The following is a 14134-nucleotide window of genomic DNA, read 5'->3' on the forward strand; positions in this document are numbered from 1 at the left end:
TGACGTTACCGGCGTGCGACTTCCGCCGCGCGCCCTCTCCGCACCCCATGCGCCGCCGGTCCAGCCGAACCGGTGACACCACAGGTGAGTTCGCCCACAACAGCCCCTGGTGGAGGAGCGACCCGAGGTTTTGCGCCTTACGCTCGACGGACCGCACGACCCCTGTCGCCCCCTTTGACGATCACTCGTTCCACGGTCCGCCCCACGGATCCCTTCCGGTACTTCTCGGTCACCCGCCAGCGGAGGATTCTGCTTTATGAAGCTCACCGTCGTCGGCTGCTCGGGGTCGTTTCCGTCCGCGGAATCGGCCTGCTCGAGCTACCTCGTCGAGGCCGACGGCTTCCGGCTGCTTCTCGACATGGGCAACGGCGCCCTGGGCGAGCTGCAGCGCCACTGCGGTCTGTACGACCTCGACGCGATCTTCCTGAGTCATCTGCACGCCGACCACTGCATCGACATGTGCGCCTACTTCGTCGCGCGCTACTACCGGCACGACGGCGGGCGCTGCGACCCGATCCCCGTCTACGGCCCCGAGGGCACCGAGCACCGCCTCACCACGGCCTACGCCGACACGCCCTCCGCCTCCTCGATGAGCGAGGTCTTCGACTTCCACACGGTCAAGCCGTCCACCTTCGACGTCGGCCCCTTCACCGTGCACACCGAGCGCGTGGCGCACCCGGTCGAGGCCTACGGCATCCGCGTCGAGCACGGCGGCCGCTCGCTGACCTACTCCGGCGACACCGGCGTCAGCCCCGCCCTGGAGGAACTCGCCCGCGACAGCGACCTGTTCCTGTGCGAGGCCGCCTTCACCCACGGCAAGGAGAGCATCCCCGACCTGCACCTCAACGGCCGCGAGGCCGGCGAGGCGGCGAGCCGGGCGGGCGCGCGCAAGCTCGTGCTGACCCACATCCCCCCGTGGACGGACCCCCAGGTCAACCTGGCCGACGCCCGGACGACCTTCGCGGGCCCGGTGGAACTGGCCGCACCACGGCAGACGTACGAGATCTGATCCCCCCGCACGCAGACGAAGACCCCCGGAGCGGTTCAGGGCTCCGGGGGTCTTCGCGTGTCCGTGTCCGTGGACGGGGTCTCCGTCCACGGACACGGACACGTTGTCGGCTACGCCTTCGTGAGGTCCTCGACCTCTTCCTCGGGCTCACGGCCCGGGGTGGGGAGATTCCACTTGGTGATCGCGAAGCGGAAGACCACGTAGTAGATCGCGCCGAAGACCAGACCGATCGGGATGATCAGCCACGGCTTGGTGGCCAGGTTCCAGTTCAGCGCGTAGTCGATGAAGCCCGCGGAGAAGGTGAAGCCCGCGTGCACGCCGAGCGCCCAGGTGATCGCCATCGACAGGGCGGTGAGCACCGCGTGGATCGCGTAGAGCAGCGGGGCGATGAACATGAACGAGAACTCGATCGGCTCGGTCACGCCCGTCACGAAGGACGTCAGCGCGAGCGAGATCATCATGCCGAGGACGGCCTTGCGGCGCTCGGGGCGCGCGGTGTGGGCGATGGCGAGCGCGGCGGCCGGGAGGCCGAACATCATGATCGGGAAGAAGCCGGACATGAACTGTCCCGCACTCGCGTCACCGGCGAAGAAGCGGGTCAGGTCACCGTGCACTACGGCGCCGGCGGAGTCCTTGAAGTCACCGATCTGGAACCACGCCACGGAGTTGACGAACTGGTGCATGCCGACCGGGATGAGCGCGCGGTTGATCAGACCGAACAGGCCCGCGCCGACGGTGCCGAGGCCGGTGATCCACTCGCCGAAGTTGGAGATGCCGTCACCGATCGGTTCCCAGACCAGGCCGAAGAAGACGCCCATGGCCGTGCCGACGAAGGCCATGATGATCGGCACCAGACGGCGACCGTTGAAGAAGCCGAGCCAGTCCACCAGCTTCTTGCGGTGGTAGCGCTGCCACAGCACGGCGGACAGCAGGCCCATGATGATGCCGCCGAAGACACCGGGGTTGTTGTAGGTCGCCGCTATGTCCGCGCCCGCCTGGACCTTCGCCTCGGTCACGGGGAACGCCTTGAGGACGTTGCTGTAGACCAGGAAGCCGACCAGGGCGGCGAGGGCGGTGGAGCCGTCCGCCTTCTTGGCGAAGCCGATCGCGACACCGATGCAGAACAGCATCGGCAGGTTGTCGAAGATCGCACCGCCGGCCGAGGCGAAGACCTCCGTGACCTTGGAGGGGAGGTGCAGCTTGTGTGCGATGTCCGGGACTCCCAGACGCAGCAGGATGCCCGCCGCCGGCAGCACGGCGATGGGCAGCTGAAGGCTTCGGCCGACCTTCTGGAGGCCCTGGAAAAGGCCCGATCCCCGCTTCTTTGCGGGAGCCGCCGTGGGCGCGGTGGCGGTGCTCATAGACTTCCTCCATCGGTGATGGTCTACACCACTGAGTGGTGTAGACCATGTTCTAGCACGATGGTGGCGATATAAGGAACCCGTCAAACGTGCAACCGAAGAACTACGCCCCGTGCCGGATCTCGGACGCCCGCCCCCGTCTCCACAGGCCTCCGCTCAGGCCTTCGTGACGTCCTCCCGCTCCTCCTCCGGCTCCCGCCCCGGCGTCTTCAGATCGAACCGCGTGATCGCGAACCGGAACACCACGTAATAGACGACGGCGAACCCCAGCCCGATCGGGATCATCGCCCACGGCCGCGTAGCCAGATTCCAGTTGATGACGTAGTCGATCAACCCCGCCGAGAAGCTGAACCCGTCATGCACGCCCAGCCCCCACGTCACCGCCATCGACGCACCCGTCAGCAACGCGTGCACCGCGTACAGCAACGGCGCCACGAACAGGAACGAGTACTCGATCGGCTCCGTGATGCCCGTGACGAACGACGTCAGCGCCACCGACAGCATCAGCCCCCCGACCTCCTTGCGCCGCCCCGGCCGCGCACAGTGCGTGATCGCCAGCGCCGCCGCCGGAAGCGCGAACATCATGATCGGGAAGAACCCCGACGTGAACTGACCCGCGTTCGGGTCGCCCGCCAGGAACATGTTGATGTCACCGTGCACCTCCGTCCCGTCCGGCTTCGTGTACGTGCCGAACTGGAACCAGATGGGCACGTTCAGGAACTGGTGCAGCCCGATCACCAGCAGCGCCCGGTTCGCCAGACCGAAGATCCCCGCACCCCACGAACCCAGCCCGCTCAGCCAGTCGCTGAAGTTCTCCAGCCCGTCACCGATCGGCGGCCACACCCACAGACACAACGAGGCGAACGCGATCGCCACGAACGCCATGATGATCGGCACCAGTCGCCGCCCGTTGAAGAACCCGAGCCAGTCCACCAGCTTCGTCCGGTGATACCGCTGCCACAGATAAGCGGTCAGCAGACCCATCACGATCCCGCCGAACACCCCAGGATTCTGATACGTGAAAGCCCCCACCGTGTTGTCCGTCGCCTGACACCCGATGTTCGGGATCACCTTCGAACCCGGCCCGCAGTCCTCAGGGAACTGCCGCAGCACGTTGTAATAGACAAGGAACCCGGCGACCGCCGCCAGCGCCGTCGAACCGTCCGCCTTCTTCGCCATCCCGATCGCCACACCGACGCAGAACAGCATCGGCAGCCCCAGCGAACCGTCGAGCAGCGCCCCGCCCGCACCCGCCATCACCTTCGACACGTTCGTCCAGCCCAGCCCGTCGTCCCCGAACACATCAGGCTGGCCAAGACGGTTGAGGATGCCGGCCGCCGGCAGCACCGCGATCGGCAACTGAAGACTGCGCCCCATCTTCTGCAGACCCTGGAACGCGCGCTGCCACCGCAGGCGCGCCGGGCTCACCTCGGTCCCCGCGCTCTCGGCACTCATCGTTTGGCGACCGCCTGTCAGGTGGTGTAGACCAGCTACGGACGATTGGGCTGCTGTGACGTCATCCTCGGACACACACCGCGCAATCGCTCGCGAAGATGGGCCAACTGTGGGTTACTGCGACAAAGCGGTTCAGCCAAGAATTGCGGCGCGCATCAGGGAATCAGGGAGCGGAACATGGCCACCAAGGCTGAGAAGATCGTCGCCGGACTCGGCGGCCTCGACAACATCGAAGAGATCGAAGGCTGCATCACCCGCCTGCGCACCGAGGTCAACGACCCCTCGAAGGTCGACGAAGCCGCCCTGAAGGCCGCCGGCGCCCACGGCGTCGTCAAGATGGGCACCGCCATCCAGGTCGTCATCGGCACCGACGCCGACCCCATCGCGGCGGAGATCGAAGACATGATGTGACGAGCCCCCCGGCTCACCCCAGGGGCTCCCCCCACCGCGGGAGGAGCCCCTTCCGCATGTACGGCTAGGCTCAGCGCCATGTCTCGAATCGACGGCCGCACCCCCCAACAGCTCCGCCCCGTCACCATCGAACGCGGCTGGAGCAAGCACGCCGAAGGCTCCGTCCTCGTCTCCTTCGGCGACACCAAGGTCTTCTGCACCGCCTCCGTCACCGAAGGCGTCCCCCGCTGGCGCAAAGGCAGCGGCGAAGGCTGGGTCACCGCGGAGTACTCCATGCTCCCCCGCGCCACCAACACCCGCGGCGACCGCGAGTCCGTCCGCGGCAAGATCGGCGGCCGCACCCACGAGATCTCCCGCCTCATCGGACGCTCCCTGCGCGCCGTCATCGACTACAAGGCACTCGGCGAGAACACCATCGTCCTCGACTGCGACGTCCTCCAGGCCGACGGCGGAACCCGCACCGCCGCCATCACCGGCGCCTACGTCGCCCTGGCCGACGCCGTCACCTGGGCCCAGGGCAAGAAGCTCGTCAAGGCCGGCCGCCGGCCCCTCACCGGCACGGTGTCCGCCGTCTCCGTCGGCATCGTCGGCGGAGTCCCGCTCCTCGACCTCTGCTACGAGGAAGACGTCCGCGCCGACACCGACATGAACGTCGTCTGCACCGGCGACGGCCGCTTCGTCGAGGTCCAAGGCACCGCCGAGGCCGAGCCGTTCGCCCGCGACGAACTCAACTCCCTCCTCGACCTCGCCGTTTCCGGCTGCGCCGAACTCACCGCCCTCCAGCGCGCGGCACTCGACACCGTCCTGGAAAAGTAAACGGCACGCCAAGAACGCGGCGGGCACGGGCAACCGGCCCGCCCTCCGGCGCGTCTTCGCCAGTGCACCGACGGGGGCCTCCTGGGCCTGACAACGGGAGGAACCACCCATGACCACGGCCGCCAGCCCACGCCCCCACCGGCGTCACCGCACCCTCATCGCCGCCGCCACCGCGGCCGCCGCCCTCGGCCTGGCCCTCACGGCGACCGGCTGCGCCGCCGTCGACAAGGCACTGGACTGCGTCCAGACCGCCGACTCCATCGCCGACAGCGTCACCGACCTCCAGCAGGCCGTGCGCAACGCCGCGAACGATCCCACCCAGACCCAGGAGTCCCTGACCGCCATCGAGAACGACCTCGACTCGATCGGCGACAGGTCCGACAACGCCGACGTCAACAAGGCCGTCGACCACCTCCAGGCAGCCGTGGCCAACGTCCGCACCGCCATCGAGAACGGCGACGAGACGCCCGACCTCAGCCCCGTCACCGACGCGGCGGGCGAACTCACCAAGGTCTGCACACCGTAAGGACCGCCCACGGCGCTGGGGATACTGGACGCATGACCCGCCTGATCCTCGCCACCCGCAACGCCGGAAAGATCACCGAACTCAGGTCGATCCTCGCCGACGCAGGACTGCCCCACGACCTCGTCGGCGCGGACGCCTACCCCGACATCCCCGACGTCAAGGAAACCGGCGTCACCTTCGCCGAGAACGCCCTGCTCAAGGCCCACGCCCTCGCACAGGCCACCGGCCACCCGGCCGTCGCCGACGACTCGGGCCTCTGCGTCGACGTCCTCAACGGCGCCCCCGGCATCTTCTCGGCCCGCTGGTCCGGCCGCCACGGCGACGACCGCGCCAACCTGGACCTCCTCCTGGCCCAGCTGTCCGACATCGCCGAGGAACACCGGGCCGCCCACTTCGCCTGCGCCGCGGCCCTCGCCCTCCCGGACGGCACCGAACGCGTCGTCGAGGGCCGGCTGACGGGCCTGCTGCGCTTCGCGCCCGAGGGCACGAACGGCTTCGGCTACGACCCGATCCTCCAGCCGGACGGCGAGACGCGCACCTGCGCGCAGCTGTCCCCCCAGGAGAAGAACGCGATCAGCCACCGGGGCAAGGCGTTCCGCGAACTGGTCCCGGCGGTGCGAGAGCTGCTGGGCTGAGCGGACACGGAAAGGCCTCACACCTTCGAATCGAAGGTGTGAGGCCGGTTCTGCCTATGAGCCCGGTGGGATTTGAACCCACGACATACCGGACCTAAACCGGCACCCTCTAGCCAGCTGGGGTACGGGCCCAGGGCGCCTACTCTACTGTGCTCAGCTCTGTGCCGAAGAAGAGACCGCCCCCCGGCGGCGGTTGGAGAAACTGCTCGTCTGGCTGTGGCAGGAGGGGCACAGGTACCTGAGGTTCTCGCGCCGGTTGTCCAGGCGGTCGCCGTTGACGTGATCGATCTCCAGCACGAGCCTTCGTCCCTGCCAGGTGTCACCGATCCCGCACGCCTCACAGACATGCGGCACGGAGAGATCGTCGAGCGCTCGCCTGAGCAGCACCGTTTTGGTGCGAGGGCTGCCCGGGGCGAGGAGCACCAGGATCTCGGCAGCAGTTTTGCGGTTCGCGGAACGCGTCCCGCGATAGTGGCCCTGACCCGTGAAGTGGACGGTCGACAGCCCGTGGACCTCGATACCGCGTTTCACGCGTGCCCGGGCCGCACCGGAGCCTGCGCGTCCCAGAGCGGCGAGCACTCCGGCCAGACTCGTCGCCGCCGCGACCGCGGGCGCCAGTTCGGCGCGGGAGGGAACGCCGGGGCCGTACCCGCGCCCCCCGGTGAAGTGCGAGGTGTCGATCCCGAACCTGTCGAGCTGCTTTTTGATGTATCCGTACGGGCTGTCCTGCGGGGAGAAGCCCATGTGCTCCAGCATCTCCCTGATGCTGTGGGACCGGGCGGCCGCTTCCCGAAGCAGTTCCTCGGGGTAGCTTCGCCGTTCACGTTCCGGCAGCGCTTCCGCGCGGAAGTGGGAGGTGTCGATTCCGTAGTGCCTAAGGCGCTGGGACAGGTAGCGGCGTGGGCCGCTGCCCATGGGCATGCCCAGCGCGCGCATCAGGTCGACCGTACTCGTGGCGTCGGTGGCGGCCCGCGTCAGCACCGCGCGGGTGAACGTCCGCTCGTTCATGACGTCGCCCTTCGCTTGCGGCCTCGGTAAGTGTCCGTCACGGCATGGCAGTTGGGGCAGAGCAGCCGCAGGTTCTCCGGACGGTTGTCCCACCAGTCGCCGTTGATGTGGTCGACCTCCAGCTGAAGCGGCTTGCCGTTCCACTCGGGTCCCGACCCGCATGTCACGCAGACTTCCGTGACGCCGTTTTGCAGCAGTCGGCGCCGCAGGCGGCTGCCGGGGATTCTGCCGAGGTCCGGCGTCCCCAGGGTCAGCGGATTGCCGCGCGTCCCTCTGGGAGAGCTCTGCCGCGCGGTGAAGTGGGACGTGTCGATGCCGAGTGCCGCGATACGCCGGCTGATGTGCGCGTGGTTACCGCCCACCGGGCTGATGCCCAGGCGGCGGAGCACGTCCTTGACGCTGCTCGACGCGGCCACCGTCTCCCGGAGCAGGGCTTCGCCGTGGCGCGCCCAGTGAGCCGGGAAGTGGGAGACGTCCACGCCCGCTTCGGCCATCTTCTGCCGCAGGTAGCGTCGGGTGCCCGGTGTCGGGGTTCCTCCGCAGTACCGTACGGCGTCGTCCCAGTTCGTCGTCTCCCGTGCCGCCTCTTCGAGCAGCTCACGGGTATATCTGGCCCTCATCCGAACCCCCTCCGTATCCGGCCACCCGTTCGTGGTCTCGTACGGAGTAACGAACCGTTTATCGGACAGTCACGCGCGGGAGGTGAAGCGGCCCGGGTCGGGGGTCCGACTCGGGCCGGGTGTCCGGGGGAGGGGGCTCAGATGCCCAGGTCCTTGATGATCTTGGCGACATGGCCGGTGGCGCGGACGTTGTAGAGGGCTCGTTCGACCTTGCCCTCCTCGTCCACCACGATGGTCGAGCGGATGACGCCCATGTACGTCTTGCCGTAGTTCTTCTTCTCGCCGAACGCGCCGTACGCGTCGAGCGCGGTCTTGTCCGGGTCGGCCAGGAGGGTGACCTTCAGGGACTCCTTGTCGCGGAACTTCCCCAGCTTCTCGGGGCTGTCCGGGGAGATGCCGAGGACGTCGTAGCCGGCGCCGGTCAGCAGTTCGAGGTTGTCGGTGAAGTCACAGGCCTGCTTGGTGCAGCCTGGGGTCAGCGCGGCCGGGTAGAAGTAGACGATGACCTTGCGGCCCTTGTGGTCCGACAGGGAGACCTGGTTGCCGTCGGCGTCGGAGAGGGTGAAGTCGGGGGCCACGTCCCCGGGCTGGAGTCGCTCGCTCATCGGGCCAGCCTAACCGGGGGTCCTGACAGTGCGGCGGCGCGCGGAGCTGACAGACTGTCCGGGACTGGGATCGTCAGAACAAGAATCGGCTGACTTCGGAGGCCTTACCGTGGCGGAGACGTCGGACACCAGAACCCCGGCGCAGATCGAGGCGGACATCAGGGCCCGCCGCGAGGTGCTGGCGGAGACGCTGGACGAGATCGGGGTGCGGGTGCACCCGAAGACCATCGTCGGGGACGCCAAGGCCAAGGTCGTCGCCAACGTCGATCACACCTTGGGCCGGGCCTATGTGCAGGTCAACCGGGTCGTGAGCGAGGTGCGGGCGCAGTTCGTGGACGAGGAGGGCGCGCCCCGGCTGGAGCGGGTGGTGCCGGTGGCGCTCGTCGTCGTCGGAGTCGTGGGGCTGCTGGCCCTGGGGACCCGTCGGCGCCGGGGGTGACCGGGTCCGGGGCCGCCCCGGACCCGCCCGCTCACGGATCGGCTCCGGGCAGGTAGGTTCAGTGCTGTGAGCGCCAAGAGAGACGACCTCGATCCCCAGCACGACAAGCTGCCCATCCGGATGCTGCACGACCGTGTGCTCGTGCGGCAGGAGACCGGCGAGGGCGAGCGGCGTTCCGGTGGCGGCATCCTGATTCCCGCCACCGCGGCCGTCGGTCGCCGGCTGGCGTGGGCGCAGGTCGTCGCGGTGGGGCAGAACGTGCGGACGGTGGAGCCGGGGGACCGTGTGCTGTACGACCCGGAGGACCGGGCGGAGGTGGAGGTGCGGGGCGTGGCGTATGTGCTGATGCGGGAGCGCGATCTGCACGCCGTCGCCGCGGACCGCTTCGAGGGGTCGGAGGACTCCACGGGGCTGTACCTCTGAGCCGACGGCGTCGCAGCCTTGCGGGGCGACGGCGGAGAAGGGGCTGGTGACCGCGGTCACCAGCCCTTTTCGTCGTTTCTTCGTTATCGTCGAAGGCACCCGACGAGACGCGCCGTACCGGGATCCGCAAAGACGACGCACTGTCCTGTGTCAGTCGTCGCCCCGGAGGTGCCTCATGGCCTGGGTTCTGCTCGTCGTCGCCGGTCTGCTGGAGGTGGGCTGGTCGGTGGGGATGAAGTTCACGGAGGGGTTCACCCGGCTGGTGCCGAGTGTGTTCACCGGCGCGGGGATCGTCGCGAGCATGGTGCTGCTGTCGTACGCGGCGCGCTCGCTGCCGATCGGGACGGCGTACGGGGTGTGGGTGGGGATCGGTGCGGCCGGGGCGGCGGTGGTGGGGATGGCGGTGCTGGGGGAGCCGGTGACCGCCGCCCGGATCTTCTTCGTGTGTCTGCTGCTGGTCGCCGTGGTGGGACTGAAGGTGACCGGAGGCCACTGATCGGAGGCCACTGACGCGGGACGTCCGCCGTGGCGGACGTCCTGTCCTGTCACGGGCGTCAGTCGCGGCGTACCGGCGTGAGCTGGGGGCCGACGGTGGTGCCTCCCGAGTTGCCGGGGTCGCCGGTGGCCCCGCCGTCGGTGGTGCCGGCCGTGCCGCCCCCGCCGTCGGCGCCGCCGGAGTCGGCGCCGGAGGTGGCGCCCCCGGTGGTGGGGCTGCCGCCGGTCGCGCCGGCCGAGGTGGCGCCGGTGTTCGTGCCGCCGTTGCCGGTGGCGCCGGAGGTGGTGTCGCCGTTGGCGCCGCCGGTGGTGTGGGCGCCGCCCGTCTGGCCCTGGGTCTGGCCCTGTGTCCGGCCCTTGGTGGCGTCGTCGGAGGGGGTGCTGCCGGTGGACTCGTCGTCGCCGGGCTCGTCCGAGGAGGGCGGGGTGGACGGGTAGGCGGACTCCTCGCCGCCGTCCTGGATCTGGAGGTTGAACTCCGAGGCCGAGGTGCCCTTGAGGGCGTTCCTGGTGAACTGGGCCCAGATCTGGGTGGGCGCGCCGCCGCCGTTGATGCGGGGGAGGCCCATGGCGCCCTTGAGGGACTTGTGGTGGGCGGTCTCGGGGTCCTGGCCCATGACGGCGACGACGGTGGCGAGGTCGGGGGTGTAGCCGGCGAACCAGGCGGCCTGGTCCTCCTCCGCGGTGCCGGTCTTGCCGGCGGCGGGCCGGCCGGCGGCGAGGGCTTCGGTGGCGGTGCCGTTCTCGACGACGCTGCGCAGGACGGAGGTGGTGGTGTCGGCGGCTTCGCGGCTGACGGCCTGGGTGGCCTTGTACGCGGGCAGCTCCATCACGTCGGCGCCGTTCTTGGTGACCTTGCCGATCAGGGTGTAGGCGCCGTGCTTGCCGTGGTTGGCGAGGGTGGCGTAGGCCTCGGCCATGTTCAGGACGCTGGCGTTGGCGGTGCCCAGCGCGATGGAGGGGTAGGGCTGGAGGTCGGGGGTGGTGGTGGGCAGGCCGAGGTCGATCGCGGTCTGCTTGACCTTGGCGGGGCCGACGTCGACGGCCATCTGCGCGTACACCGTGTTGACGGACTTGTCGGTGGCGGTGCGCACGTTGATGTCGCCGTAGTTGACGTAGTCCTCGTTCTCGGGGGCGTAGGAGGGGCCGGACCAGCCCTGGACGGGGCGTTTGTTGGTGCCGTCGTAGACCGTGTTGGGGGTGATCTGCCGGCCGTCCTGGGTGGTGGAGTCGTTCTGGACGGCCGAGGTGAAGACGAACGGCTTGAAGGTGGAGCCGACCTGGAAGTCCTGGCGGGTGGCGTTGTTGGTGTACTGCTTGACGTAGTCGACGCCGCCGTACATCGCGAGGATCTTGCCGGTCTTGGGGTCGACGGCGGCGCCGCCCGCGCGGACGTAGGAGTCGACCTTGCGCTTCTTCGGGTCGAGCTTGGACATGAGCTTGTCGTTGACGGCGTCGACGAAGGCCTTCTGCTTGGCCTTGTCGAGGGTGGTGGTGATGCGGTAGCCGCCGCTCTCCAGCTCGTCCGAGGTGACGATCTTGTTGTTCTTGAGGTGGTCCTTGATCGCGTTGACCAGGTAGCCGCGCTGTCCGGACATGCCGTTGTCGGCGCCGGAGGTCTCCTTGGGCGCGGGGAACTTCATGCCGGTGCGGGCGGTCTGGCTGAGCCAGCCCTTGGTGACCATGCCGTCGAGGACGTAGTTCCAGCGGGCCTGGGCGGCGGCCTTGTTCTCGGGGTGGGCGATGACGTCGTACTCGCTGGGCGCGTTGACCAGTGCGGCGAGGTAGGCGCCCTGGGCGGCGGTGAGCTTCGCGGCGTCGACGCCGTAGTAGGCCTTGGCGGCGGCCTGCATGCCGTAGGCGTTGCGGCCGAAGTAGCTGGTGTTGAGGTAGCCCTCGAGGATGTCGTCCTTGGACTTCTCGCGGTCGAGCTTGATGGAGATGAAGAACTCCTTGAACTTGCGCGTGACCGTCTGTTCCTGCGCGAGGTAGTAGTTCTTCACGTACTGCTGGGTGATGGTGGAGCCGGACTGCTTGCCCTTGCCGGTGGCGGTGTTCCAGCCGGCCCGCAGCATCGCCTTGGGGTCGATGGCGGACTCGGTGTAGAAGTCGCGGTCCTCGGCGGCCAGGACGGCGTGCTGGGCGTCCTTGGAGATCTGGGAGAGGTCGACGTTCTCGCGGTTGACGGTGCCGTCGCGGGCGATCTCGGTGCCGTCGGCGTAGAGGTAGACGTTGGACTGCTTCATGGCGAGGGCGTTGGCCGGCGGGATCTTGACCATGGAGTAGCCGAGGAAGAACAGGCCGACGACGAGCAGGACGCCTAGGACGAACGTGCCCAGCACCATGCGCCAGGTGGGCAGGAGGCGGCGCCATCCGGTGCGCTTGGGTCGCTTCACCTTCTTCTCGCTTCCTCCGTCACCCGCCTCGGGCTTTCCTGGTGCCCAGCCTTCGGTCGGCTGCTGCGGCTGCGGATCGTCACTCATGTGTTGCAGGACTCCTGATTTCGCGTGGGTACGTTCCCGTACGCCTCGTAAGCCTCGTACGCCTTCTGCGCCCCCTGTTGAAGACTCTCGCACCCTGCGTTCCGTTCCCGACAATCGGCGCGTGTTCGTGCCGGAAATCGCGTGGCGTGCGACGGCGGCGGCGCACTAGGCTCCTGCGCTTCGGTGCCGACGGGGGCGCCAGGGGTGACTCGTGGGCGAGGAGGAGGGTTGCCTTGGGATCGGCGCGGTTGTACGCGGCCGTCGCGGTGGGGGCTTTCCGAAGGTACGCGACCTATCGGGTGGCCACGGCCGCGGGGGTGTTCACCAACACGGTTTTCGGCCTGATCCTCGTCTACACGTATCTGGCGTTGTGGGGTGCGCGGCCGCATCTGGGCGGTTACGACCAGTCACAGGCGGTGACCTATGTGTGGCTGGGGCAGGCGCTGTTCGCGACGCTGGCGATCCAGGGCGGCGGGTTCGAGGCGGACCTGATCGAGCGCATCCGCACGGGGGAGGTGGCGGTCGATCTTTACCGGCCGGCGGATCTCCAGGCGTGGTGGCTGGCGGTGGACGTGGGGCGTGCGGTGTTCCAGCTGGTGGGGCGCGGGGTGGTGCCGTTCGTGTTCGGCGCGTTGGTGTTCCCGACGGCGTTGCCGCGTGATCCGGCGGTGTGGGCGGCGTTCCTGGTGGCGGTGGGGCTGGCGATGGTGGTGAGTTACGGGATCCGGTTCCTGGTGGCGTTGAGCGGGTTCTGGCTGCTGGACGGGACGGGTGCGTTGCAGACGCTGGTGGTGACGGGGATGTTCTGTTCGGGGATGGCGTTGCCGTTGAACGCGTTTCCGCAGCCGCTCGGGGAGGTGGTGGCGGCGCTGCCGTGGGCGGCGTTGCTGCAGATGCCGGCGGACGTGCTGATGGGCGAGGTCGATCCGTGGCCGGCGTTCGCGTTCCAGGCGGGGTGGGCGGTGGCGCTGCTGGCGGTGGGCCGGCTGGTGCAGCGGGCGGCGACGCGGCGGGTGGTGGTGCAGGGTGGGTGAGGCGGGCCGGCTCGCGCAGGGGCTGCGGGCGTACCGGCTGATCGCCGGGATGTGGATCCGTTCGACGTTGGCCTACCGGGTGTCGTTCGTGATGACGGCGCTGGGCGGCCTGCTGGTGACGGGGCTGGACTTTGTCGCGATCTTGCTGATGTTCTCGCAGGTCGACGCGTTGGGCGGGTATTCGTTGCCGGAGATCGCGTTTCTGTACGGGCTGTCGGCGATGTCGTTCGGGTGCGCGGATCTGGCGATCGGCTCGGCGGGCCGGCTGGGGACGCGGGTGCGGGACGGGACGCTGGACACGCTGCTGGTGCGGCCGGCGCCCGTGCTGGCCCAGGTGGCGGCGGACCGGTTCGCGTTGCGCCGGGTGAGCCGGGTCGTGCAGGGGGCGGTGGTGTTCGGGTACGCGCTGGTGGCGACGGACGTGGCGTGGTCGGCGCCGAAGGTGCTGCTGGTGCCGGTGATGCTGCTGAGCGGCGGGGCGATCTTCGCGTCGGTGTTCGTGGCGGGCGCGGCCTTCCAGTTCGTCGCGCAGGACGCGGCGGAGGTGCAGGCGGCGTTCACGTACGGCGGTCAGACGTTGTTGCAGTATCCGCCGACGGTGTTCGGCACGGAGCTGGTGCGGGGGGTGACGTTCGTGTTCCCGCTGGCGTTCGTCAACTGGGTGCCCGCGTCGTATGTGTTGGGGCGGCCGTATCCGCTGGGGCTGCCGGGGTGGGCGGCGTTCGCGCCGCCGCTGGTGGCGGCCGTGTGCTGTGCGGCGGCGGGGCTGGCGTGGCGGGTCGGACTGAGGTCGTACCGGAGCACGGGGAGTTGA

General features: G+C 69.0%; 16 protein-coding genes, 1 tRNA gene and 1 riboswitch. Of the genes, 10 read left to right on the forward strand and 7 right to left on the reverse strand.

All coding sequences use genetic code 11. The features are described from left to right. Window positions 1-256 precede the first annotated feature (256 nt). On the forward strand, window positions 257-1009 hold the full coding sequence (locus ACGFSH_RS00510) for an MBL fold metallo-hydrolase (protein ID WP_393343497.1): 753 nt from the start codon (window positions 257-259) through the stop codon (window positions 1007-1009). 110 nt (window positions 1010-1119) lie between these two features. On the opposite strand, the gene ACGFSH_RS00515 is transcribed toward ACGFSH_RS00510, so the two are convergent. Next, a complete protein-coding gene (locus tag ACGFSH_RS00515) occupies window positions 1120-2370 on the reverse strand; it encodes a PTS transporter subunit EIIC (RefSeq protein WP_393343499.1) in 1251 nt (416 codons plus the stop codon). 156 nt (window positions 2371-2526) lie between these two features. Then, window positions 2527-3825: a PTS transporter subunit EIIC gene (locus ACGFSH_RS00520; RefSeq protein ID WP_393343501.1), complete on the reverse strand. Its 1299-nt coding sequence runs from the start codon at window positions 3823-3825 to the stop codon at window positions 2527-2529. A 177-nt stretch (window positions 3826-4002) separates the two neighbouring features. Here ACGFSH_RS00520 and ACGFSH_RS00525 point away from each other — a divergent pair, with 177 nt between their 5' ends. From ACGFSH_RS00525 to rdgB, 4 genes are all read left to right on the forward strand, one after another. Then, a complete protein-coding gene (locus ACGFSH_RS00525; RefSeq protein WP_329410395.1) occupies window positions 4003-4236 on the forward strand; it encodes a PTS glucose/sucrose transporter subunit IIB in 234 nt (77 codons plus the stop codon). Window positions 4237-4314: 78 nt separating this feature from the next. Further along, on the forward strand, window positions 4315-5052 hold the full coding sequence (gene rph, locus ACGFSH_RS00530; protein WP_393343503.1) for a ribonuclease PH: 738 nt from the start codon (window positions 4315-4317) through the stop codon (window positions 5050-5052). A gap of 109 nt (window positions 5053-5161) precedes the next feature. Further along, complete coding sequence (locus ACGFSH_RS00535; RefSeq protein WP_393343505.1) at window positions 5162-5578, forward strand: hypothetical protein; 417 nt, start codon at window positions 5162-5164, stop codon at window positions 5576-5578. A 32-nt stretch (window positions 5579-5610) separates the two neighbouring features. Next, window positions 5611-6213, forward strand: a complete 603-nt coding sequence (rdgB, locus tag ACGFSH_RS00540; RefSeq protein WP_393343507.1) for an RdgB/HAM1 family non-canonical purine NTP pyrophosphatase — start codon at window positions 5611-5613, stop codon at window positions 6211-6213. Window positions 6214-6270: 57 nt separating this feature from the next. Here the strand turns inward: rdgB and ACGFSH_RS00545 are convergent. From ACGFSH_RS00545 to bcp, 4 genes are all read right to left on the reverse strand, one after another. Beyond that, window positions 6271-6345: transfer RNA gene (locus ACGFSH_RS00545), tRNA-Leu, on the reverse strand. Window positions 6346-6366: 21 nt separating this feature from the next. Further along, the gene (locus tag ACGFSH_RS00550) at window positions 6367-7221 is read right to left on the reverse strand and encodes an HNH endonuclease (protein ID WP_393343509.1); all 855 of its coding nucleotides are present in this window, start codon (window positions 7219-7221) and stop codon (window positions 6367-6369) included. Continuing rightward, a complete protein-coding gene (locus ACGFSH_RS00555) occupies window positions 7218-7841 on the reverse strand; it encodes an HNH endonuclease (protein WP_393343511.1) in 624 nt (207 codons plus the stop codon). Before ACGFSH_RS00555 ends, ACGFSH_RS00550 begins: the two co-directional genes overlap by 4 nt. 137 nt (window positions 7842-7978) lie before the next feature. After that, window positions 7979-8446, reverse strand: a complete 468-nt coding sequence (gene bcp / locus ACGFSH_RS00560) for a thioredoxin-dependent thiol peroxidase (protein ID WP_256910197.1) — start codon at window positions 8444-8446, stop codon at window positions 7979-7981. A gap of 109 nt (window positions 8447-8555) precedes the next feature. On the opposite strand from bcp, the gene ACGFSH_RS00565 reads away from it, so the two are divergent. The 3 genes from ACGFSH_RS00565 to ACGFSH_RS00575 all read left to right on the forward strand — a co-directional run bounded on the left by ACGFSH_RS00565 (window position 8556) and on the right by ACGFSH_RS00575 (window position 9804). After that, window positions 8556-8885: a DUF3618 domain-containing protein gene (locus ACGFSH_RS00565; protein ID WP_351368793.1), complete on the forward strand. Its 330-nt coding sequence runs from the start codon at window positions 8556-8558 to the stop codon at window positions 8883-8885. A gap of 120 nt (window positions 8886-9005) precedes the next feature. Next, window positions 9006-9308: a GroES family chaperonin gene (locus tag ACGFSH_RS00570; protein ID WP_393345432.1), complete on the forward strand. Its 303-nt coding sequence runs from the start codon at window positions 9006-9008 to the stop codon at window positions 9306-9308. A gap of 73 nt (window positions 9309-9381) precedes the next feature. Further along, window positions 9382-9450, forward strand: a riboswitch (guanidine-III (ykkC-III) riboswitch). Window positions 9451-9483: 33 nt separating this feature from the next. Beyond that, window positions 9484-9804 carry an SMR family transporter gene (locus ACGFSH_RS00575; RefSeq protein ID WP_329410381.1) on the forward strand — a complete coding sequence of 107 codons (321 nt, stop codon included), beginning with the start codon at window positions 9484-9486 and terminating at the stop codon, window positions 9802-9804. Between the two features lie 58 nt (window positions 9805-9862). On the opposite strand, the gene ACGFSH_RS00580 is transcribed toward ACGFSH_RS00575, so the two are convergent. Continuing rightward, a complete protein-coding gene (locus tag ACGFSH_RS00580) occupies window positions 9863-12286 on the reverse strand; it encodes a transglycosylase domain-containing protein (protein ID WP_393343514.1) in 2424 nt (807 codons plus the stop codon). 233 nt (window positions 12287-12519) lie between these two features. Here ACGFSH_RS00580 and ACGFSH_RS00585 point away from each other — a divergent pair, with 233 nt between their 5' ends. Further along, the gene (locus ACGFSH_RS00585) at window positions 12520-13320 is read left to right on the forward strand and encodes an ABC transporter permease (protein ID WP_393343516.1); all 801 of its coding nucleotides are present in this window, start codon (window positions 12520-12522) and stop codon (window positions 13318-13320) included. A 49-nt stretch (window positions 13321-13369) separates the two neighbouring features. Next, the gene (locus ACGFSH_RS00590; RefSeq protein WP_393345434.1) at window positions 13370-14134 is read left to right on the forward strand and encodes an ABC transporter permease; all 765 of its coding nucleotides are present in this window, start codon (window positions 13370-13372) and stop codon (window positions 14132-14134) included.

The sequence above is a fragment of the Streptomyces sp. NPDC048481 genome (assembly GCF_043200075.1).
Taxonomy (GTDB): Bacteria; Actinomycetota; Actinomycetes; order Streptomycetales; family Streptomycetaceae; genus Streptomyces.

Bases quoted from the DNA above. Each gene is read 5' to 3' on its own strand.
- rdgB (WP_393343507.1), top strand. From the start codon at position 5,611: ATGACCCGCCTGATCCTCGCCACCCGCAACGCCGGAAAGATCACCGAA.
- ACGFSH_RS00580 (WP_393343514.1), bottom strand. From the start codon at position 12,286: ATGAGTGACGATCCGCAGCCGCAGCAGCCGACCGAAGGCTGGGCACCA.
- ACGFSH_RS00570 (WP_393345432.1), top strand. From the start codon at position 9,006: ATGCTGCACGACCGTGTGCTCGTGCGGCAGGAGACCGGCGAGGGCGAG.
- ACGFSH_RS00550 (WP_393343509.1), bottom strand. From the start codon at position 7,221: ATGAACGAGCGGACGTTCACCCGCGCGGTGCTGACGCGGGCCGCCACC.
- ACGFSH_RS00520 (WP_393343501.1), bottom strand. From the start codon at position 3,825: ATGAGTGCCGAGAGCGCGGGGACCGAGGTGAGCCCGGCGCGCCTGCGG.
- ACGFSH_RS00555 (WP_393343511.1), bottom strand. From the start codon at position 7,841: ATGAGGGCCAGATATACCCGTGAGCTGCTCGAAGAGGCGGCACGGGAG.
- ACGFSH_RS00535 (WP_393343505.1), top strand. From the start codon at position 5,162: ATGACCACGGCCGCCAGCCCACGCCCCCACCGGCGTCACCGCACCCTC.
- ACGFSH_RS00590 (WP_393345434.1), top strand. From the start codon at position 13,370: ATGTGGATCCGTTCGACGTTGGCCTACCGGGTGTCGTTCGTGATGACG.
- ACGFSH_RS00525 (WP_329410395.1), top strand. From the start codon at position 4,003: ATGGCCACCAAGGCTGAGAAGATCGTCGCCGGACTCGGCGGCCTCGAC.
- ACGFSH_RS00575 (WP_329410381.1), top strand. From the start codon at position 9,484: ATGGCCTGGGTTCTGCTCGTCGTCGCCGGTCTGCTGGAGGTGGGCTGG.
- rph (WP_393343503.1), top strand. From the start codon at position 4,315: ATGTCTCGAATCGACGGCCGCACCCCCCAACAGCTCCGCCCCGTCACC.
- bcp (WP_256910197.1), bottom strand. From the start codon at position 8,446: ATGAGCGAGCGACTCCAGCCCGGGGACGTGGCCCCCGACTTCACCCTC.
- ACGFSH_RS00510 (WP_393343497.1), top strand. From the start codon at position 257: ATGAAGCTCACCGTCGTCGGCTGCTCGGGGTCGTTTCCGTCCGCGGAA.
- ACGFSH_RS00515 (WP_393343499.1), bottom strand. From the start codon at position 2,370: ATGAGCACCGCCACCGCGCCCACGGCGGCTCCCGCAAAGAAGCGGGGA.